Source organism: Pyruvatibacter sp. HU-CL02332 (genome assembly GCF_040362765.1).
GTDB lineage: Bacteria > Pseudomonadota > Alphaproteobacteria > CGMCC-115125 > CGMCC-115125 > Pyruvatibacter.
Map to the genome: position 1 here is coordinate 1,167,315 of NZ_BAABWK010000002.1, position 19,295 is coordinate 1,186,609.

19 protein-coding genes are annotated in these 19,295 nt (G+C 59.8%); 10 read left to right on the top strand and 9 right to left on the bottom strand.

Features of this window, described 5'->3' with window-relative positions; genetic code table 11:
* Positions 1 to 66: 66 nt before the first annotated feature.
* Positions 67 to 1,356: an EAL domain-containing protein gene (locus ABXH05_RS16145; protein ID WP_353562304.1), complete on the bottom strand. Its 1,290-nt coding sequence runs from the start codon at positions 1,354 to 1,356 to the stop codon at positions 67 to 69.
* A 181-nt stretch (positions 1,357 to 1,537) separates the two neighbouring features.
* On the opposite strand from ABXH05_RS16145, the gene ABXH05_RS16150 reads away from it, so the two are divergent.
* From ABXH05_RS16150 to ABXH05_RS16165, 4 genes are all read left to right on the top strand, one after another.
* Entirely contained in the window at positions 1,538 to 2,092 is a 555-nt protein-coding gene (locus ABXH05_RS16150; RefSeq protein WP_353562306.1) for a gamma-glutamylcyclotransferase, read from the top strand.
* 83 nt (positions 2,093 to 2,175) lie between these two features.
* Entirely contained in the window at positions 2,176 to 2,667 is a 492-nt protein-coding gene (locus ABXH05_RS16155) for a glutathione peroxidase (protein WP_461495678.1), read from the top strand.
* 203 nt (positions 2,668 to 2,870) lie between these two features.
* Positions 2,871 to 3,188, top strand: a complete 318-nt coding sequence (locus ABXH05_RS16160) for a hypothetical protein (RefSeq protein ID WP_353562310.1) — start codon at positions 2,871 to 2,873, stop codon at positions 3,186 to 3,188.
* A 57-nt stretch (positions 3,189 to 3,245) separates the two neighbouring features.
* Positions 3,246 to 4,703, top strand: a complete 1,458-nt coding sequence (locus ABXH05_RS16165) for a methyl-accepting chemotaxis protein (protein WP_353562312.1) — start codon at positions 3,246 to 3,248, stop codon at positions 4,701 to 4,703.
* A 79-nt stretch (positions 4,704 to 4,782) separates the two neighbouring features.
* Here ABXH05_RS16165 and ABXH05_RS16170 read toward each other — a convergent pair whose 3' ends face one another.
* Entirely contained in the window at positions 4,783 to 5,469 is a 687-nt protein-coding gene (locus ABXH05_RS16170; protein ID WP_353562313.1) for a YiaD family glycine zipper/OmpA-like lipoprotein, read from the bottom strand.
* 69 nt (positions 5,470 to 5,538) lie between these two features.
* Between ABXH05_RS16170 and ABXH05_RS16175 the strand changes: the two genes are divergently transcribed.
* Positions 5,539 to 5,799, top strand: a complete 261-nt coding sequence (locus ABXH05_RS16175) for a hypothetical protein (RefSeq protein WP_353562315.1) — start codon at positions 5,539 to 5,541, stop codon at positions 5,797 to 5,799.
* Entirely contained in the window at positions 5,786 to 6,559 is a 774-nt protein-coding gene (locus ABXH05_RS16180) for an SDR family NAD(P)-dependent oxidoreductase (protein WP_348138956.1), read from the top strand. The genes ABXH05_RS16175 and ABXH05_RS16180 overlap by 14 nt, the downstream gene beginning before the upstream one ends.
* A gap of 64 nt (positions 6,560 to 6,623) precedes the next feature.
* Here ABXH05_RS16180 and ABXH05_RS16185 read toward each other — a convergent pair whose 3' ends face one another.
* Both ABXH05_RS16185 and aptA read right to left on the bottom strand, forming a co-directional pair.
* A complete protein-coding gene (locus ABXH05_RS16185) occupies positions 6,624 to 7,379 on the bottom strand; it encodes a class I SAM-dependent methyltransferase (RefSeq protein ID WP_353562317.1) in 756 nt (251 codons plus the stop codon).
* Between the two features lie 317 nt (positions 7,380 to 7,696).
* Positions 7,697 to 9,052, bottom strand: a complete 1,356-nt coding sequence (gene aptA / locus ABXH05_RS16190) for an omega-aminotransferase AptA (protein WP_353562319.1) — start codon at positions 9,050 to 9,052, stop codon at positions 7,697 to 7,699.
* A 153-nt stretch (positions 9,053 to 9,205) separates the two neighbouring features.
* On the opposite strand from aptA, the gene ABXH05_RS16195 reads away from it, so the two are divergent.
* Complete coding sequence (locus ABXH05_RS16195) at positions 9,206 to 10,090, top strand: isocitrate lyase/PEP mutase family protein (protein WP_353562321.1); 885 nt, start codon at positions 9,206 to 9,208, stop codon at positions 10,088 to 10,090.
* On the opposite strand, the gene ABXH05_RS16200 is transcribed toward ABXH05_RS16195, so the two are convergent.
* Positions 10,041 to 11,240 carry an acyltransferase family protein gene (locus ABXH05_RS16200; RefSeq protein ID WP_353562323.1) on the bottom strand — a complete coding sequence of 400 codons (1,200 nt, stop codon included), beginning with the start codon at positions 11,238 to 11,240 and terminating at the stop codon, positions 10,041 to 10,043. The genes ABXH05_RS16195 and ABXH05_RS16200 overlap by 50 nt on opposite strands.
* A gap of 283 nt (positions 11,241 to 11,523) precedes the next feature.
* Between ABXH05_RS16200 and ABXH05_RS16205 the strand changes: the two genes are divergently transcribed.
* Positions 11,524 to 12,891: a hypothetical protein gene (locus ABXH05_RS16205; RefSeq protein ID WP_353562325.1), complete on the top strand. Its 1,368-nt coding sequence runs from the start codon at positions 11,524 to 11,526 to the stop codon at positions 12,889 to 12,891.
* Between the two features lie 10 nt (positions 12,892 to 12,901).
* On the opposite strand, the gene ABXH05_RS16210 is transcribed toward ABXH05_RS16205, so the two are convergent.
* From ABXH05_RS16210 to ABXH05_RS16220, 3 genes are read right to left on the bottom strand one after another with little or no spacing between them, the layout of a single operon-like run.
* The gene (locus ABXH05_RS16210; RefSeq protein WP_353562327.1) at positions 12,902 to 13,351 is read right to left on the bottom strand and encodes a Rid family detoxifying hydrolase; all 450 of its coding nucleotides are present in this window, start codon (positions 13,349 to 13,351) and stop codon (positions 12,902 to 12,904) included.
* Between the two features lie 22 nt (positions 13,352 to 13,373).
* The gene (locus tag ABXH05_RS16215; protein WP_353562329.1) at positions 13,374 to 14,471 is read right to left on the bottom strand and encodes a 6-phosphofructokinase; all 1,098 of its coding nucleotides are present in this window, start codon (positions 14,469 to 14,471) and stop codon (positions 13,374 to 13,376) included.
* 17 nt (positions 14,472 to 14,488) lie between these two features.
* Complete coding sequence (locus ABXH05_RS16220; RefSeq protein ID WP_353562331.1) at positions 14,489 to 15,664, bottom strand: 6-phosphofructokinase; 1,176 nt, start codon at positions 15,662 to 15,664, stop codon at positions 14,489 to 14,491.
* Between the two features lie 105 nt (positions 15,665 to 15,769).
* Here ABXH05_RS16220 and ABXH05_RS16225 point away from each other — a divergent pair, with 105 nt between their 5' ends.
* A complete protein-coding gene (locus ABXH05_RS16225) occupies positions 15,770 to 16,828 on the top strand; it encodes a LuxR C-terminal-related transcriptional regulator (protein ID WP_353562332.1) in 1,059 nt (352 codons plus the stop codon).
* Positions 16,829 to 16,931: 103 nt separating this feature from the next.
* The gene (locus ABXH05_RS16230) at positions 16,932 to 18,743 is read left to right on the top strand and encodes an autotransporter domain-containing protein (RefSeq protein ID WP_353562334.1); all 1,812 of its coding nucleotides are present in this window, start codon (positions 16,932 to 16,934) and stop codon (positions 18,741 to 18,743) included.
* Between the two features lie 10 nt (positions 18,744 to 18,753).
* On the opposite strand, the gene ABXH05_RS16235 is transcribed toward ABXH05_RS16230, so the two are convergent.
* On the bottom strand, positions 18,754 to 19,290 hold the full coding sequence (locus tag ABXH05_RS16235; RefSeq protein ID WP_353562336.1) for a zinc metalloprotease: 537 nt from the start codon (positions 19,288 to 19,290) through the stop codon (positions 18,754 to 18,756).
* Positions 19,291 to 19,295: the final 5 nt, after the last annotated feature.

The window sequence follows — 19,295 nt, forward strand, 5'->3', positions numbered from 1 at the left end:
GCGGAGGTAGCGGGCTTTACGCGCTTACGTCAAGCACGCCCGTCAGCCTGCTTGTAGTCACCGGACCTAGATGCGGGCCTGGCGCAATTCCTCAGCCGGGTTGGCTGTGGGGTCTGCGGGTGCCGACAAGGCATCTTCACGGACAGCGCGGGGTTCGCCAAACAGGAAGCCCTGGCCAAATTTGATATTGAGATCAAGAACCGCCACAGCAGCGCGCTCATTTTCGATGCGCTCTGCGATCAGGTCGATGCCGTTGCGTTCAAACAGGGCCTTGATGTCGTCTGCCCGCACCAGAGAGCCGGTGCCGCGCAGATCGCCCAGCAACAACTCCGACGGGACTTTCACAAAGCGGAAGCCCATGTCGTGGAGTTCGCTCAGGTTCATGTCGAGGCGGCGGACATGGTCCAGCGAGAAACGGAAGCCAAGCGCGTGCAGCGCTTCAAGGCTGGCTTTTTCAATGGGCCCAAGCCCCTCAAAAGCGGCTTGTGAAAACTCGAAATACAGATGCCCCGTCAGGTCGGCATTGTGTTCCATGAACTCGACAAATTGCGGGAAGAATTCCGCGTCCAGCAGGGAGTGGGCGGAAATGTTGCAGAAGACGCCGATGTCGCGGCTACGGGCCACAAGGCGGCGCACCACCTGGACACACCGGAACAACAGCAGATTGTCCACCACCGGCATCATGCCAGCAGGCTCTGCCACGCGCATGTAATCGCCAGGCATGATGATCTCGCCTTCCGACCCGCGCAGGCGTGTCAGGCCTTCATAGAAGCGTGTGCGGCGCTGGGGCAGCGTCACGATGGGCTGCAGATAAAGGTCAACGCGGTTTTCTTCCAGGGACGCGCGGATGGTTTCAATCATCTCGCCTTCTGTCACCGTTTCAGCTGCTTCGCCTTCAAGTGGCAGACGGGTCTGATCGCGTGGGGCGTCCGGCTTGCGGTCTGCCGCGCGACGGGCAGGAGAGGTGCCATTGACGCCGGCCTCAACACTTTCCGCGAGGCCCTTCACCAGTGTTTCAACCAGGCGGACTTCGCTGGAGAGCTGTTCGTTGCGTGATGAAGTCTGAATATCGAGGGATGTTTCGAGCTCTGTAATGTGCTCGCGCATGCCGTCCATGTCGCGGCTCATGGTGGCGGCCTGCATGCGCAGACCACGCAGTTCTGTATCAAGTTGGGACCGTTCAGCACTGCGGCCCACAAGCGCATGGGCCTGACCCGCAAACAAAAGCAGCACTGCCCCCACCAGAATGGCAGACTGAAGTTCAACGCCACCGGCACGATGCAGGGCGATCGAAAGCCCGGCAATTACAATCGCGTATGACGCGAAGATGAGACCATTGTTGAGCCAGGATGGCATGGCGAAGACAGTCTTTTGGGCGGAACGCCGGGCAATCTGGCGCAGCTGTCCCGCATGGTGAACAGAGTCTTGATGGCCAGTCTTGCCCGCAGGGTTTGAGAAATCGTTAACCACAAGGGCTGATGGGGATCTTTGACGCCGAGATTTGCCCATTCACGGCCTGATCCCTAGATTTGCGCCCATGCGCCACAGATTCCCGCCTATTTCACCCGACGGCCTTTGGATTTTCGGCTATGGCTCCCTGATGTGGGATCCCGGCTTTGAGTATGTGCGCGCCGCCCGCGCCACCCTGCCCGGCTGGCACCGGCGCATGAGCATGATCGCCACCAACTCCTATGGCCGCCCGTCGCGCCCGGGCCTTGCTGCCGGGCTGCACCCACGCGGCAGCGTCGAGGGGGTGGCGTTTCTGGTGGCGCCGGACAAATGCCCTGAGATTCTGAATGTCCTGAGCAAACGCGAATGGGCTTATCTTGCGGTCATGGCGCCGATGCGTCTGGCGGACGGGTCGAGCGTGCGGGCGCTGACCTATCTCGCCAGCCCGGTGAACGGGCGGTTTCGCGCAACCCAGCCGGTGGGCGACTTTTTGAGGCGGCTCAGCCATGGTGTTGGGCGCAAGGGGTATGCGGCTGACTATGTGCGCCAGTCCGCCGACGCCCTGACCTCTCATGGCGTGCGTCAGAGTGACCTGCATGATCTTGTACCGGTCATTGCCGGGAGAACCAGTTTTCGCCGCTAGGGCTTTTGGGCGGATAAATCAAGCGCGCGGACGATCCCAAAACCTGATACATCCAGCGCTTGCTTCCTCGATGCTTGATAAGGATGTCTCCCGTGAGTGCGCATGATTTCAGTTTTCCGTCGATCACCGGCAGCACCATCAACCTGGCCGACTACAAGGGCAAAACGCTGCTTGTTGTGAACACCGCCAGCGAATGTGGGCTCACGCCACAATATGGCGATCTGCAGCGCCTGTGGGAGCGCTACAAGGATCGTGGTCTGGTCATCCTTGGTGTGCCGTCAAATGACTTCGGCGCTCAGGAACCCGGCACGGAAACCGAAATTCAGGATTTCTGCACGGTGACCTACGCGGTCGATTTTCCGATGACCAGCAAGCAGGCTGTCATCGGCGACAATGCCCATGATTTTTATAAGTGGGTTGCGAAAGAAGGCGGCGACACGGCCATTCCTGGCTGGAACTTTCACAAGCTACTGATTGGCCCCAAGGGCGACTTCATCAAGAGCTTCTCACCCAAGGTCACGCCGATGTCCGATGAGCTGCTGCGCGATCTGCGGCTTGTGGTTGAAGACGCGTAAGAGCTGCATCTCGAAAATATACTACTTTTACGTGCAATTTCTCCGGTTTCAGGGTCAGTTGCACACCTGTGGTTGAAACTAATCCCAAGTTAGCCACACCTTAATATTCCACGTGCAGAACCGATGGCGGGGACATCATCTGCGCATGGGCGTGCGGCCGCTTGGCGGTTGCGCGAGCCTGCGTATTACGGAACGGACATCCGGTGCGCAACATTCTGCCTGCAGCACTTCTTGCCATCGCTGGCCTATTCGTCCTTGTGGGAGCCACACTTGCTCCGACTACGGATGATCCCACTGTCATCATCTTCAGTTCGGATCTTACTTCCGAAGAACGAATGGTGCGGGCCGTCCATCTCGGCGGCACGATCATCAGCATTCCACTCGAGAAACCCGAGGCACTGGGACGGACGATTTTCGTCACGTTCGATGACCTCCCGACTTTTCAACAGATCAATGACCTCGGTGTCATCGCAATTCTGAGCGCTGTCGGCGCATCAGGCTGCGCTGGTCAGCAAGTTTAACAACACGCGCGTCTTTGGGCTGACATGCGCGTGCCCTTTTGAGAGCAAAGACAAGACATGGAACAGATCAGAGAAATCAGGCGCACCGCAAGTACAGCGCTGATGGCGTTCGTCTGGGCGCAGGTTGGTGTGGCCATCCTTCTGGGTGCAACGACTGGCCAGCCAACCCTTGTGCCGGCCATCATGATTGCCGTCCTTGCCGCGATAAACACTGCGGCGTGGATGATGGGTCGCGGCAACGCGCAAAATCGCTTCACGACTGCCGTTGCTGTGGCACTGAGTGTGTCTGTGCTGGTGTATCAGATGACTGGACATCCCTGGCAGGTTGATCTGCACATGTACTTCTTCGCAGCTCTTGCCATCCTTGTTGTGCAGGCCGACAGCCGGGCGCTTGTTCTGGGCGCTGCGGTAGTCGCGGTTCATCACCTTGCCCTCAACTTTGTTCTGCCCCTGGCCATCTTCCCGGACGGCAGCGACTTCATGCGCGTGGTGCTGCATGCTGTCATCGTCGTGCTGGAAACGGGCGCATTGCTGTGGCTGACGGAGCGACTGATTTCCGGCTTCAAAAGTGCTGAGAACTCCATCGCCAAGGCCAATGATGCGCTGGCGCAGGTTGAATCTCTCACCGCAGAACGTGAGCAGGAAGAAGAGCGCCAGCGTGAGGTGCGCCGTGCGCAGATGCGCCAGGTGGCTGATGATCTGGAAAGCGACGTCAAAGGCGTGCTTGAAAGCGTCGGCGGTGCCGCCACTCAGGCAAACACCGTTGCCGAACAGGTCAAATCCGCCACGGAAGCTGCGAGTGAACGTTGTGAAGCGGTGTCTCATGCCTCCGCTGAATCAGCCAGCAATGTGCAGGTTGTGGCCGCCGCAACGGAAGAACTGGGCGCGTCTATTTCCCAGATCGCAAGCCGCGTTGGTGAGTCCAGCCGCTCAGCCCAGTCTGCTGTTGATGAAGCAGACTCGGCTGTTGACGCGTCCCAGCAACTCAATGCTGAAACCGACAAGATTGGTCAGGTCATCAGCTTGATTGAGGATATTGCGAGCCAGACAAACCTGCTTGCCCTTAATGCCACCATTGAAGCGGCCCGCGCCGGCGAAGCCGGCAAGGGCTTTGCCGTTGTTGCCAGCGAGGTAAAGGGCCTCGCCTCCCAAACCGCCAAAGCAACAGAGGAAATCACGGAAACCATCGAGAGCATGCGGGACAGTGCCAAGTCCGTGACCGGCGCCATTGCAGCCATTCGCACACGCATTCAGTCGATCGACGAAGAAAGCGCCGCGATTGCCTCAGCCATCAGGGAACAGACGCAAGCCACGTCCGAGATCGGACAGAACACAGATGCTGCCGCGCAAAGCGTCGGCGGTGTGGATACCAATATCGGCCAGGTACTGGATCAAACACGGACGTCAAATCAAAGCGCAACAGAGATCGCGCGCATCATTGATGACATGAACACCCGCACTGCCGCGCTTCAGGGCCGCCTTGATGCGGTGCTGGAACGGTTGCGCGCAGCATAGCCCAGCACCAGCCTTGAAACAGAAAAGCCCCCCGCCGGATCACCGGCAGGGGGCTTTTGCTTTTGGTGGGCCTGGACGCTTAGGACGCTGTGCGACCTGTTTCCAGGGACGACGTTGCGCGCAGCGGTGAAATCTGGATTTCCACGCGGCGGTTCGCAGCCTTACCAGCGTCCGTTGAGTTGCTTGCAATCGGACGTTCTTCACCGAAGCCCTTCACGAGAAGGCGACGGCCATCCACGCCCTGGCTGGCGAGGTACTGGCCAACAGAGCTTGCGCGGCGCAGGGAAAGGTCGATGTTGTATTCAGCGCTGCCGGATGAATCCGTGTGGCCCATCACGTCAACCAGTGACTTGTCATATTCGTCGAGCACGATCGCGACCGAGTTCAGCACTTCATAGAAGTTCGGCTTGATGTCGGACTGGTTGACCGCAAACGTGATGTTGGACGGCATGTTGAGCAGGATGTTGTCACCTACACGGGTCACGCTCACACCGCTGGCCTGAAGGCGCTCACGCAGCTCAGCTTCCTGACGGTCCATGTAGTAGCCGATGCCTGCGCCTGCCAGAGCGCCAACACCGGCACCGATCAGCACGCGCGTCCGAGTGTCGCCACCACCGATCAGCGCGCCACCAAGAGCACCCACAGCAGCGCCAATGCCGGCACCGATGCCAGCCTTGGAGGCTTTGCGTTCACCTGTGTAGGGGTCTGTCGTGCAGGCCGCCAGCGTCAGAGCTGCTGCTGCAACAAGGGCAATGGTCTTTTTCATCGAATGTCCCGTCCTTTGAAATGGCCCGCAACCGGGCACGAAATCCATGAAGGATGATGGGATCAGCGCATGACGCTCGACACCCCTTCCATCCCCTTCGTCCCAGCTTCAGATTCATCGCATGAACCCAACCTGAACGAAAATGATCATCCGGCTGCCTCGTCTCCCGGTGTTCTGCTATATCTGCACCCGAAAACGACGAAACCGCGCCTTTCAGCCGATCTTTGCATCGTTTTAGCACGGATTGGCCCGACATGGGGTTGGTGGGTTCAACACAACATGTTCATCAAAAACACGTTCAGGAAGGAACTAATTCATGTCGCTCTTTGATCTCACCGGAAAGGTGGCGCTTGTGACCGGCTCCACCAAGGGCATCGGCGAAGCCATCGTCAAACGCATGGCTGAGCACGGCGCAAAGGTTGTCGTCTCCAGCCGCAAGGCAGACGCCTGCGAAAAGGTTGCTGCTGAAATCAACGCCGCCCATGGCGACGGCACGGCCATCGCCATCCCGTGCAACATTTCCCACAAGGAAGAACTCGAGAAGCTGGTGAATGCCACCATGAAGGCATTCGGCCGCATCGACTCGCTTGTCTGCAACGCTGCGGTAAACCCTTACTTCGGTTCATCCGCTGACATCCCCGACGAAGCCTTCCAGAAGGTGATGGACGTCAACATCAAGTCCAACCACTGGCTGTGCAACATGGTGCTGCCGCAGATGCTGGAGCGTGGCGAAGGCTCGCTGACCATCATCTCGTCCATTGGCGGCCTCAAGGGATCTCCCATTCTGGGTGCTTATGCGATTTCCAAGGCGGCTGACATGCAGCTCGCCCGCAACCTGGCTGTTGAGTATGGCGACAAGGGCATCCGTGCCAACGCCATCGCGCCGGGCCTCATCAAGACCTATTTCGCCAAGGCGCTGTGGGATGACGAGAACATTCTCAAGGCATCCACATCCGGCTCTGCTCTCAAGCGCATCGGCATTCCCGATGAGATCGCTGGTGCGGCTGTTTTCCTCGCGTCAGATGCCGGTGCTTTCATGACCGGCCAGACCATGACCATCGATGGTGGTGCAACGATCACCGGTGGCTAACATCGCACTGCTCGTGCGGGTGCGTCTGTGACACTGTCAAAGGCGCATCCGCAGGAGCTGCGGGTCAGTCAGCGCGCTTGCGCGCAATGTAAAAGCCGTAGCTCACAAATGCTGGGTAGCGTTCATAGAGGCTGATTTCATGGCGCTCCGCGTCCACGATGGATTGCGCTGCAACGGAATCTCCATGCCGCGCCAGAAAATCGCCGAACCGCTCCTGCATGGGGCGATAGTAGGTATCGAGCCAGCTGCTCTGGGGCAGCGGAAAATATCCAACCGGCACATATCCATGGGCTTCCAGCTGCGCCATCTTTTTTGATGCCGTTGCCACCTGCGCATATTCGCTCGACCAATGCTCGGTCAGCTCCGCTGGGCGGTCCGATGTCAGCCAGGTCAGCTCTGACACCGCCAAAATGCCGCCGGGCTTGAGAAACGGTCGCCAGCTCTTGATCCCGTTCTCGAAACCCATGTTGTAGATTGCGCCTTCCGACCAGACAGCATCGAGAGACGCTGGCGCGAACTCCAAAGCGTCCATGGATGCAACAAGGGTCGTGATCCGTTGCGACAGCCCTTGCGCCGCAGCCTTGTCTTCCAGTTTAGTGAGGAACGCTGGCAGAAAATCCACAGCCACGATCTGTGCATCCAGAGTACGCGCCAATGTCAGTGTCGACGCACCGGACCCGCATCCAATGTCTGCAATTTTCAAGTCCTGCTTGTCTGACAGGCCTGACAAATCAATGGCGCGCAGAGTGTCTGCTTCACTGCCCGGGCCCTGTCTCAGGGCACTGCCATGCAGGTCTATCAGCAGGTCCATGTCATCCATTGGCGTACTCGTTTGATGCAGTCTCGAAGGTGGGTGTTGCGACAAACTATCATGACCACGTCCCACGGCGCATCGGTTTGGAGCCGCACCAATTCGGCATAAAAAAGCCCGGCGGCATCGCTGCCACCGGGCTCAACGCCCGAATAAAATGCCTTAACCAATGCCCAGCCGACGGGGAGGGGGGATGCTGACTGAACCGGGAGGCTGTCCGGGTGTGAACGAGATATGGGGCACAAAAACCGTGCCCACAAGTGCGACAAACAGCACATCTCGTAACGGCTGCGTGAGCCGTTAAGCCTTTGATTTTTCAGCCTTTTTTAGGAAACCTGATCAAACACCGCGCGCGTGCGTGCCACAATCTCGCCCACTTCGTCCTCGGAAACGATCAGGGGTGGCGACAGGCAGATTGTATCGCCACTGGCACGGATCATCAGGTCATGGTCGTGGAATGCCGCCTTCATGGCGTCAAAGCCACGTTTTGCCGGCGCCCCGTCAACCGGTGCGAGATCAAACGCTGCAGTCAGACCCAGCTGGCGGATGTCTTCGATCAGCGGATGACCCTTCAGGCTCATGATGGCGTCTGCCCACATGGCCTCAATTGCAGCGGTACGCTCAAACAGACCTTCGTCCCGGTACAGGTCCAGCGTGGCGAGCGCCGCAGCACAGGCAAGTGGATGTGCTGAGTACGTGTAGCCGTGGAACAGATCAATGGCGTGGTCGACGCCCGCCACACTGTCCTGGAAGGTGTCGTAAATGTCCTCGCTGACAATCACACCGGACAGGGGCACAGACGCGGACGTTACACCCTTTGCAAAGGTGATCATGTCCGGCACGACGCCAAAGCGCTCCGCCGCAAAGGCTGCGCCCAATCGTCCGTACCCGGTAATAACTTCATCGAAGATCAGCAAAATGCCGTGCTTCTTTGTGATGTCCCGTAGGCGCTGCAGATAGCCGACAGGGGGCGGCAGCACACCTGTGGAGCCCGCCATGGGCTCAACAATGACCGCTGCAATGGTGGAAGCATCATGCAGGGCGACGAGCCGCTCGAGATCATCCGCCAGATGGGCACCCCATTCAGGCTGGCCTTTGGTGAACGCCTGATGCTCACGCGAATAGGTGGCTGGCAGATGGTCGACACCGGGCAACATGGCACCGGAGAACCATTTGCGGTTCATCACCATGCCGCCGACGGAGATGCCGCCAAAGCCGGTGCCATGATAGGCGCGCTCGCGGCCGATCAACCGGGTGCGACTGCCTTCACCCTTGGCCCGGTGATAGGCCAGCGCGATTTTGAGTGCCGTGTCGTCGGCTTCTGAACCAGAGTTGCCAAAGAACACATGGTTGAGGTCACCGGGTGCGAGGGCTGCAATGCGCGAGGCCAGCTCGAATGCCTTGGGGTGTGAAAACTGAAACGACGGCGCGAAGTCGAGTTCGGCAGCGGCCTTTTGAATGGCTTCCACAATTGAAGGCCGGCAATGGCCCGCATTGGCGCACCACAGGCCTGCCGTACCGTCCAGAATGGCCCGGCCTTCCGGCGTGTAGTAATGCATGCCTTCCGCGCGGGCGACGAGGCGCGGCCGTTTCTTGAACTCGGCATTGGGCGTAAACGGCACCCAGAACGCGTCGAGGTCATTTGGCGTATTTGCGGGCCCAAGATCATCAGGTGGTGTCATCGTGGCAAACTCACATAAGCGGGTTTCGGCGCGCTATCCCGGCCCTACTTGCCGGTGCGGGTGCTCAAACGCTATCAGAGACAGGCGCGGTGATAAATAATCACCTATCGCATAGCACCTACTCACCTTCATCCGTCCGGGAAGTCATCCACCATGTCCATTTCTGCGAAACAGTCGGGCGCCAAAGCCCTGGCCAAGCGCCTGAAACGCAAAGGCATCATCGTGGCGCCGGGTGCCTATGACGCGCTTTCAGCCAAGATTGCCGCTCAGGCCGGTGCTGAGTGTGTGTATATGACGGGCTTCGGCGCAGCAGGTTCAACACTGGGCGTCCCCGACATTGGCCTTATGAGCGCTACGGAAATGGCTGACCGGGTGCGTGCGCTGGCGGCCTCCGCGCTGCCCACGCCCCTCATTGCCGATGGGGACAACGGCCATGGCGGACCGCTCAATGCCGCTCGGCTGACGCGGCTATACGAAAGCGCAGGTGCTGCGTGCATCCAGCTTGAAGATCAGGTCTTTCCCAAGCGCTGCGGTCACATGGAAAACAAGGAAGTGGTGTCCACCGCCGAGGCGGCCGCCAAAATCCGTGCCGCCGTCGATGCGCGCGAGAGCACAGACTTCAAGATCATGGCGCGCACGGACGCCCGTTCCATGAACGGCATGAAGGACGCTCTCAAACGCGCTGAAGCGTTTTTGACCGCTGGTGCCGACATTCTGTTTGTGGAAGCGCCACGCTCTGAAAAAGAGCTGGTCAAAATCTGCGAGACGTTTCCAGACACCCACCTGATTGCCAACATGGTGGAAGATGGCAAGACGCCCTATCTCACGGCCAAGGAGCTGGAGCAGATGGGGTTCAAGATTGCCGTGTTCCCGGTGACAGCACTTCTGGCGGTGACGAAACGCCTGCAGGATGTGTACGGCGCGGTTCTGTCCAACGGCAAACTTCCAGACGGGGAAGACCGGGTCACGTTCCAGACCTACAACGAGGTTATTGGCCTGCCTGAACTACTGGCGGAAGCGGCTGAGCTGCACGGCTGATCCCGGCACCGGGACCGGCATCACGCTGCTGGCTTTCACTCCACGCCCGCGCAAGGGCGTTGAACCAGGTGCGGGCCGGGACTTCAATGAACCGGAAGGTCATCGCTGCAACGGCAATGATGACGGCCACGTAGGCCACCATGGTCACGTCGTTTGCCCATGATGCATCGACCAGTGAGAAATCCACTTTCCGCTCGCCATCGACCATGACAATTAGCGGCGCGATGCCTTTTGCGTCGGCAAGCCGGGCCACATTGAAGAACATGAAAATGATGGTCGAATGGACCATGTAGATCGAGTAGGACCAGCGCCCTGCCGCCTTGAACGGTGCAGCGGACAACAGCCGTGACAGGGTCCCGCCTTCAGCTGCAAACGCCAGCACCACCAGACTGAACACAAAAGGCGCGGCCAGCGCCAATACCGTCTCGCCGGCCAAAATGACAAATGCAATGGCACCTGCGGTCGCAGCCCATTCGGCACCCGGCCACAGGGAACGTTCCATGAAATAGCGCTGCCACACCCGATAGGTGCACACACCGGCAAAGAACCCGGCGATGCAGCGCACCACACCAAAATCATGAGTGACATCCATCGTTCCGGCGGAAAACACAGCCAGAGCCACCAATGCTGCCAGCGACATGAAAATCGCCACCCACACCATCCGCCTGAGGGCAAAGACGGCAACAGCGGCAAACAGCAGATAGGTCCACAGCTCCGCGCTGATGGACCAGGCAGGGCCGTTCCATGTCACGTCCGGCCAGAGGCCGAAGCTGTTGAGGAAAAACAGATCAAGAACCAACGCCGTGGTGTCCCAGCGCCCTTCGAATGGCGCCTGCCCGACCGAGAGGCCGTACTGGTACAGCACCCACACGCCCAGCTGCAGAAGCACCAGAAAACACAGGATGGCAGCATGCAACGGCCACAGGCGACCAAAGCGCCGTAGCAAGAACGGTCCGACACTGCGCAGGTTCAATCCATCGCCATAGGCATGGCAGATGACAAAGCCCGACAGGACGAAGAAGAAGTCGACAAACAGATAGCTGTGCAGGATGAAGGCGCTGTCACTCAGAAAAAAGACAACGGGCAGGTGGAACAGGCACACCAGAATGGCGCACACACCTCTGATGCTGTCCAGGGCTGTAAATCTCATCCGCCACATCCACACAAAGCCGAGGATCGGGCATCTGCACCCTGTCGGCTGACTTCCGGTCTGATGACCGTTCAATCCATGTGGAATAGTGCCAGATCAAAAAGAACAAAGTTCTAACGGTGGCAGGCGTGAGGGACTGCCCGGCAGATCATAAACCCTCATAGGTTGCATATTGCGCGAGTGTTGCCATAGACTTTTGACTTGGGAGCTTTGGCTGCTCGACTAGAACCTTGGTCGTGCGGGTGCCGCTGCCTGAAGGTGCAGAGATTTTGGGGGAAGTCTTATGTCTTTTTCTGCCTCACGCTGTATTTGCGCGGTGTTCGGATTGACTTTTCTGGCAGGCTGCAACGGTTCACTCATCGAAACGCGACAGATTGGCTATGTCGACAAGATCGGCGAACCCATCACCGCTGAAGGTTTTGCGTACTTCCTGCCCAGACGCATGGCTGAAGTACGGATTGTGAGGCGTGAGGCCACTCCAGCACTGGCACCCAAGACGGCGCTTGCGAAACTCGTCGCAGCTGAAGCAACCCAGAAAAAAAGTCAGACAGACAGCGCTAGCGCCAGGGCCGCTCTTGCCTGGGCAAAAAAGCACTCATATGGCGCAAAAGAAATTGAAAAACGGACTATCGCAGCCGGGGACGCGCTCCAGGCATTAGAAGCGGCCAGGAAAGGCGTACTGTCTGCACAGGCCGCTTATGACAAAGCCCGGGCGGTCGCAGACGCCAAGAAAAACAATCAGACCGTCAAGTGGGAGGAAACAATATCACTTAAGCTCCTTCCGGTAGAGCCAGATCCCAACCACAGGATGATTGCCAATTTTGACAGCTCGATCTTTCGGGACAACACGATCACCCTGACGGTCAAAAACGGGTTGCTGGAAAGCGGCTCAGGCACCTCTCGTGATGAGACTGCACCCATTATTGTGGCCATTGCATCTACTGCGGCAGCGTTTGTGACGCCGACCTTCCCGATGGGGAGAACTTACTCCCAGAGTAAAGGTCAAGAGAATGCATTGGCACAACCCAAAGTAAAAGAACGATTTGATCGTACCTTGATTGTCGACCCGACGAACGCACAAGAGATTGAGGACACGATCAACAGTATTCTCAGCGAAGAGCTGTTCGACTTCAGCGTTGCCCTACAGCGTGAAGGTGCGCCATCAGAGCACTTCGCAGTGACGCCACCGGCCTGTGCCGTCGCAAGGCGAGACGGTTGTGGCGGCCTGCTTTATCGGCAAACGCGCCGATACATGTGGGATGTTGTTGCGAACTTAAACTCTCTTGCGGCAGATGCTGGAGAGACCATCCGGCAGATAGCTTTTTCCGCACCGGACACATCGGCGGTGACACTGCTTCCGCTTGATACAGCACCTCTGGTCACATCAAAGCATCAGTTCAAGTTTGCGGCAGGCGAATTGGTTTCCCATTCCGTCGAGAAGCCATCCACGGCATTGGCTGCTGCCTCGCTCCCCCTTGATGTGATGCGGGCCATCATCAAAGTGCCGACAGAACTCATTCAGCTGCGCGTGAATTATGCGACTGAATCCAACAATGCTGTCGATCAACAAGTCCGCTTGCTTGAGGCGCAGAAGAAACTGCTCGATGCGCAAACAGCGTATGATGATGCTGTAGAAGCTGCCGAGGAATAGAGAACCTTTCCTACCGCGCCGCAATGCACTCGACTTCAAGGCTGCCGCCAAGCGCCAGTCCGTTTGCTCCAAAGGCGGAGCGTGCCGGGTATGGGGCTTCAAAATATTCTGTGTAGACCGCATTGAAGGCGGGCCAGTCGGCCATGTCTGAGAGCATGACAGTGCATTTTATGACGTCGGCAAATGTCAGGTCGGCGGCTTTCAGCGTGGCTCCGATATTGTCCATGGTCTGACGGGCTTCGGCCTCGATGCCGCCTTCCACCAGTGTCAGCGTGCTGGGTTTGACGCCGATCTGGCCGGACAGAAACACCAGCCCCCCTGCCTCCACCGCTTCTGTGAAAGGTAGGTTCTGACCTTCAAAGGCGCCTGAGGAATGATAGGTCGCGTCGCCAGCATGTGCCGCCACCGGCAGCAAAGCCATGCCTGCCACGCCGAGGGCTCCCAGAACAGTCCGTTTCATTTGTCATCTCCTGCGCGTGGTGTCAGCCAAGGAACATTGGCTTGGAATTGATGTTGTGGATGTTGGGCCGGTAGGCGTCTTTGTCGTAATGCGCGGCCACGTCCACGCGGCGTTGTCCTTCGATGCAGGTCGACACCGGTACGCTTTGGTAAGCCCCGTCGCGCACGGCAATCATCAGGCCGTCGCGGCCCTGTACGAGGTGCTGCACGGCCATGGCACCCATGCTGCGGGCCACCATGGTGTCCAGCGCATCAGGTGTGCCGGTGCGCATGAGGTAGGAGAGTTTCTGGGAAATCGTGCCTGCGCCGGTCAGCCGTTTGAACTCTTCGCTGACGATGTCACTGATGCCGCCAAGGCGGCGGTGGCCGGAGGCATCCGTCTCGCCATACTCCACCGCATCGCTGCCCTTGATGCGCGCGCCTTCTGAAATGACGGCCATGGTGTAGTTGGAAGGGTTGTCGGCCCGGTCAGCCATCAACATGTCCGCCAGCCGCTCCATGTCGAAGGGGACCTCAGCAATCAGCACGCGTGGCGTGTCGGCCAGGTAGCCGGACATCAGCGCCGTCTCACCCGACTTCCGGCCGAACAGCTCAATGATGCCGACGCGTTCATGGCTGCCGGCCGGCGTCCGCAGGGCATTGATGGCATCAACGGAGCGCGTGACGGCGGTTGAAAACCCGATGCAGTAATCGGTGCCGAACACATCATTGTCCATTGTCTTGGGAATGGTGTTCACCTTGACGCCATGCGCCTGCAGCTGTGCGGCATAGGCCAGCGTGTCCACACCACCAATGGGCACCAGCGCATCGATGTTGAGATGCGCGATCACTTTAAGAATATGCGCTGTGCCTTCTTCAAGCGTCGTCACGGCGGTGCGGGAGGTATGCAGCACTGTGCTGCTGAGCCGGTCAATGGCCCGCACGGATGTCGCCGTCAGCGGCATGGTGCAGGTGTCGAGGGACCCTTCGGGATCATCCAGATCAAAATCCAGCAGGCCACGCCAGCCGCGCCGGATGCCAATCACCTCCCAGCCAAGGTCTGTCGCCTGACGGGTGATCGTCTGGATCGCCGGGTTGAGACCGGGAACATCACCGCCGCCTGTGAGAACGCCAATACGCATGTGTTTGCCCCCCCGACCTAGAAGCTCAGCGACTGGGCAATGCCCGGTCGCGTGATGCGGGGTTTGAAGGCTTTGGCGTCGTAGTAGCGATCCACATCCACCTGCGCCGCGCCTTCGCCGGTGCGTGACACGGGCACGGACGTGTATTTTCCCTCCTGCAGCGCCGTCATGCGCCCGGTTTGACCTGACGCGATCAGCTCCACCGCCAGCGTGCCGAACGCCCGCGCAATCATGCTGTCCTGGGAGACCGGTGCTCCGGCGCGCATGAGATAGGCCAGCTGAAGAGAGAACGCAGGCACGCCAAGGCGCTGGGTCAGGTCGCGCGCCAGCACTTCGCCCACACCACCCAGACGCTTATTGCCGAACTTGTCCGTGCGCGCGGGCGTCGCCGCTGTGTCCGCATCAATCCCCACAAGCTGCGCACCTTCCGAGACCACCATAACCGCACCTGCCTCGCCGCCCGCCGACAGATCATTCCACAGCAGTTCAGACAAGGCCGCCACGTCCACGGGCACTTCGGCAATGGCGGTGCGGTCTGCGGAGCCAAGATGCCCCGCCATCAGCGCGGTTTCACCTGAATGCCGCCCCATCAATTCAATGACGCCGATGCTTTCCTCCGCCGACGCCGTGCTGCGAATGTCATGCACCGTCTGGATGGACCGGGTGATGGCTGTGGGAAACCCGATGCAGACATCCGTACCCTGAACATCATTGTCCATGGTCTTGGGGATGGCCAGCACCGGCACGCCTTCCTCGCCTAGCCGTGCCGCATAGCTCAACGTCCCATCGCCGCCAATGGGAATGATCACATCAAGTTGCAGATGCTCGATGACGCGCAGGATATGCGACGTCATGTCTGCCCAGCGGCGCTCGTCATAGGTGGCGGACGCCTCGAGAAAATCCGGCATATCGGCTTCGCGCACGGTGTCGGGGTGCAGGCGGGCAGTGTGCAGCACAGTGCCGCCAAACCGGTCGATGCCCCGGGTCGTTTGAGGGTCCAGCGTCATCAATCGGGATGCGCGAGTGGTGTCATCATCAGGATTGATACCAAGCAGCCCGGCCCAGCCATTGCGGATGCCGACTACGTCCCAGCCGCGCGCGCATGCCTCGCGCGTCACCTGCTGGATCGCCGGGTTCAACCCGGGCACATCACCACCGCCTGTCAGTATTCCGATACGCAACTTGCGGTTCATCGAGGGACCTTTTCAGGCAGGATGGATATAGACGGAGCCGGGTTCGCCGCCGCAGTAAAAACGGTGTAGTCTTGCGACTATACAGGGTTTTCTTGCGGTTTCGTGATGCGTATTGACACAGTGAGGGACAGGATCACGCAGTTCTCGGACGCGCTGGCGCGGGCAACAGCACCGTCCGACGCGATCGCTCTGCTGCAGGCGGAACTGCATCACATCGGGATCGAAGGGATCGACTTCTTCGGGACGCCGCGCCCGGTGACTGAGGCGGGCGCCTTCCGTGAGCCGGATTATGTCGTGTCGACACTGCCCGAGAGCCTTGTGGATGATTACTACGCCTTTGGTTGGGACGATATCTGCCCGGTCGTCGATCTTGCCTATGGGTCCAGCGACGCCACCCTGACGAGCAGCGTGTTTGCGGATGCGCAAGCCGGGTCGAAGCGGCGCGAGATGTGGGACGCCATGCGCGACCACAATGTCGAACACGAGATCAATATCCCGCTCTCCGACGACCGATATGTGCGCCAGATCAGCATCTACACTGTCGGGCGAAGTGCTGCTGACGCGGCCCGCTTTGCCGAGGCGCAGCATCTTGGCCAACGCGTGGCGACTCAGTTCATCTACGCCTATGAAGCACTGGTCCATCACAACGGCGGCACTGATACCGTCGCGCTGACGCCGCGGGAAACCGAATGCCTGCAGTGGGTGAGCACGGGACTGACCAATTTGGAGATTGCCGCCCGGCTGAACGTCTCGGCACGGACGGTCAAATTCCATCTGGCCAACGCCATGGCAAAGATGGATGTCACCACGCGGTCACAGGCGATCGCCGAGGCATCCCGGCATCGCCAGGTCCGCATCGGCGGGCAGACAACCGCCAACTCAGCAAGGCAGGTGCGCCAGCTCCTGGCGAAGCAGCTGATCCTGGCTCATGAGGTCCCTGCCGATCCCGGCGAGAATGAAGGGCTTCCCGTTCTGACGCCGCGCGAAGCGGAATGCCTGCAATGGGTCGGCAGCGGTCTCACCAATCCGGAAATCGCCGAGCGGCTGGACGTGTCCGCACGGACTGTGAAGTTCCATCTGGCCAACGCCATGGCAAAGCTGGGTGTGACCACACGGTCACAGGCGGTGGCCACAGCCCTCAGGCATCGCCTGGTCCGGCTCTAGGCCACCTCTACCTGCCCATTTGGCCAGTTACGCGGACGCGTGACACTGCATAGCTTTCCCGGACTCATGCGCGGTCGTGCCGCGCCGCTTTCCCGGGGGTTCCATGTTGCGTTACGTCTCCTCTCAGGTCTGGTTTGTCGGCATTGCCGCCAGCCTTCTTGTTGCGCCCGCCATGGCGGGGCCGGGCGATCCCTCGGCTGCCTTTATCGCCGGCAACGCTGCACCGGGCGAAACCACCAGCACACGCTGCAATTCAAATGGATTTGTGGAAGTCATCTTCTCGCTGGGCGGCGCCGTCGTATCGACGGTTGAATCGGGCGACACCTGTACGCCGGGCACATCGACGACTTCTGTTGGGACGACATCAACGGGCGGGAGGTCTGAAGCCCAGCGCGAAAATCAGAATGATCTCGACGACCTGGAGGACCTGCACGGTCGGGTCTGGGACGACGAAGGTGATGAACTTGATGTCGGCGGTGGTGAAGACGAGGACGGCGGTGAAGACGGCGGCGGTGGCGAAGACGGCGAAGGTGCTGACGATGACAACGGAGCCGAACTGCGGCGTCTCGAAGGAGAACTCGCCGACGAAAAAGCCAAGAACGCTGAAATGACGGCGGAATTTTTTAGCAACGCAAGGTTGATTGAGGAAGCGAAGGCCGCGCGGGAACAGTTTAGCGCCGAGAACAAGAAAAAAATTGCCGCAGCTGCAGAAACCGTTGAGGAGGCCAGGGTCGAAAGTCAGCGCTGGGAAAACATCTACACCGCCCTGCGTGCGCTGAATGAGGCGCGCGATCTGTTCACGGCAACGCCTGCGTCTTCTGCTGACATGCCGTCCATCGAACGCCGCCTTGAAGAGGCGCGGGCAGACTTGCGCGCCCTCGGCGTGCCCGAGCGAACGTCGATTGCCAGTGTGGAAGCGTCGCGCCGTCAAGCGCGCACGGCCTTCAATAGTGCTGAACTGGCACATTTGGCTGCAGTCGATGACGCCGCGGAGGAGAGCAAGGACTTAGGCCATCAGATCCGTGTCGCTGAAGAGGGCCAGAAGTTGCTCACGACTGACATCGCCAGAAGCGACGCGCGCATCAGCCAGCTTGAATCCCGCATTCAGAACCTCAAGCGGCAGAACCAGTTGTCCGGTCCGTCGCCGCAGCCGTCTATCCTCGACCTCATCAATGCCCGCGGTGTCCACACCTGGGTCTCCGGCGATTTCACCTGGGCGGAAGACACACGCTCCGGCCAGCGGCGCGACACGGAGGCGTGGCGCGTCACCGCCGGGGCCCAGCTGCGCCTCACCGAGCGGGTGACGGCGGGCATGAGCTTTACCTATGGGTTCTCGGACACGGACGACACGACCGGGTTTGGCACCTCCAAGGAAGCAGACACCTATCTGGTGTCGCCCTTTGTCGCTTACCGGCTGAGCCCGGATACGGGGCTTCGCGCCGGGGTCGTCTATTCGCAGACCGAAACCGATGCAGTGCGTGCAGGCGGGGCGACGGCGTCCTACACCACCCGCGGTTATGGTGCGCGCGTGGGCGCAAGCACGCGGGAAAAACTCAACCCGTGGGTGACGGTGCGCGGCGGCCTCGGCCAGTCCTTCTTTTATTCGGAGACGGACGGCTACACGGACACGGCCGGACGCGTGACACCCAATGCCGACAGCCGCAGCAGCACCACCCATGTCTCGACCCGCATGGATGTCGCGGCCACGCCGGACCTGTCGCTCTACGGGTCTCTCAACGGCAGCTACGCGCTACTCAAGAGCGATGGTGACCGTGACCGGGCGGACGCCTATCTGGGCGTGGGTGCGGATTACGACGCCGGTATTGCGCTCCTGTCCGCAGAAGTCGGCAAGACGGTGTTGCGCAACAATTACGACGACATCACAGCAAGGGTCACGGCACAGGTGACGTTCTAGCAATCTTGGATTATTGACCTGCGACCGACCGCATGACTGAGCATTGCCGCGCGGTGAAGCGGCAGGTCTCGCAGCCATAGGGTGCCATCATGTCGATGGCATGCAGACCAGCATGGCCGAGGCCCAGCACATGTCCGAGTTCGTGGGCGGCGGTCTGTTTGTGCTCAAGCACACCACCATCAGGCCCGGACCAGGCCACCAGCGCCGTGCGTCCGCCTGCCTCATTGGGATAGGTCGTGCCTTCGATGGTACCGCCTTCCGTCGCTCCAATCGACGCCACGAGCGCCAGACGGTCGGCGGCTCGATCATCGGGCATGACCGTGATGCCGCACTCGGCCAGACGCTGCGTTGCTGTCTCGATCTGATTGCGCGCGGCCGCATTGGGCCAAACGTCATCCACCGAAATGGCAAGCGGGACCAAGAGCGCCTCACGCGCCGGCTCGGAGGCTGACGCGCAGGCGGACAGGAACAGGCCAACCGCCGCCAATGCAAATGCCTGCAGCCTTAGCCCTTTGTCGCCTGCGATACGCTTTACGCTCAGTGTCACGCTTG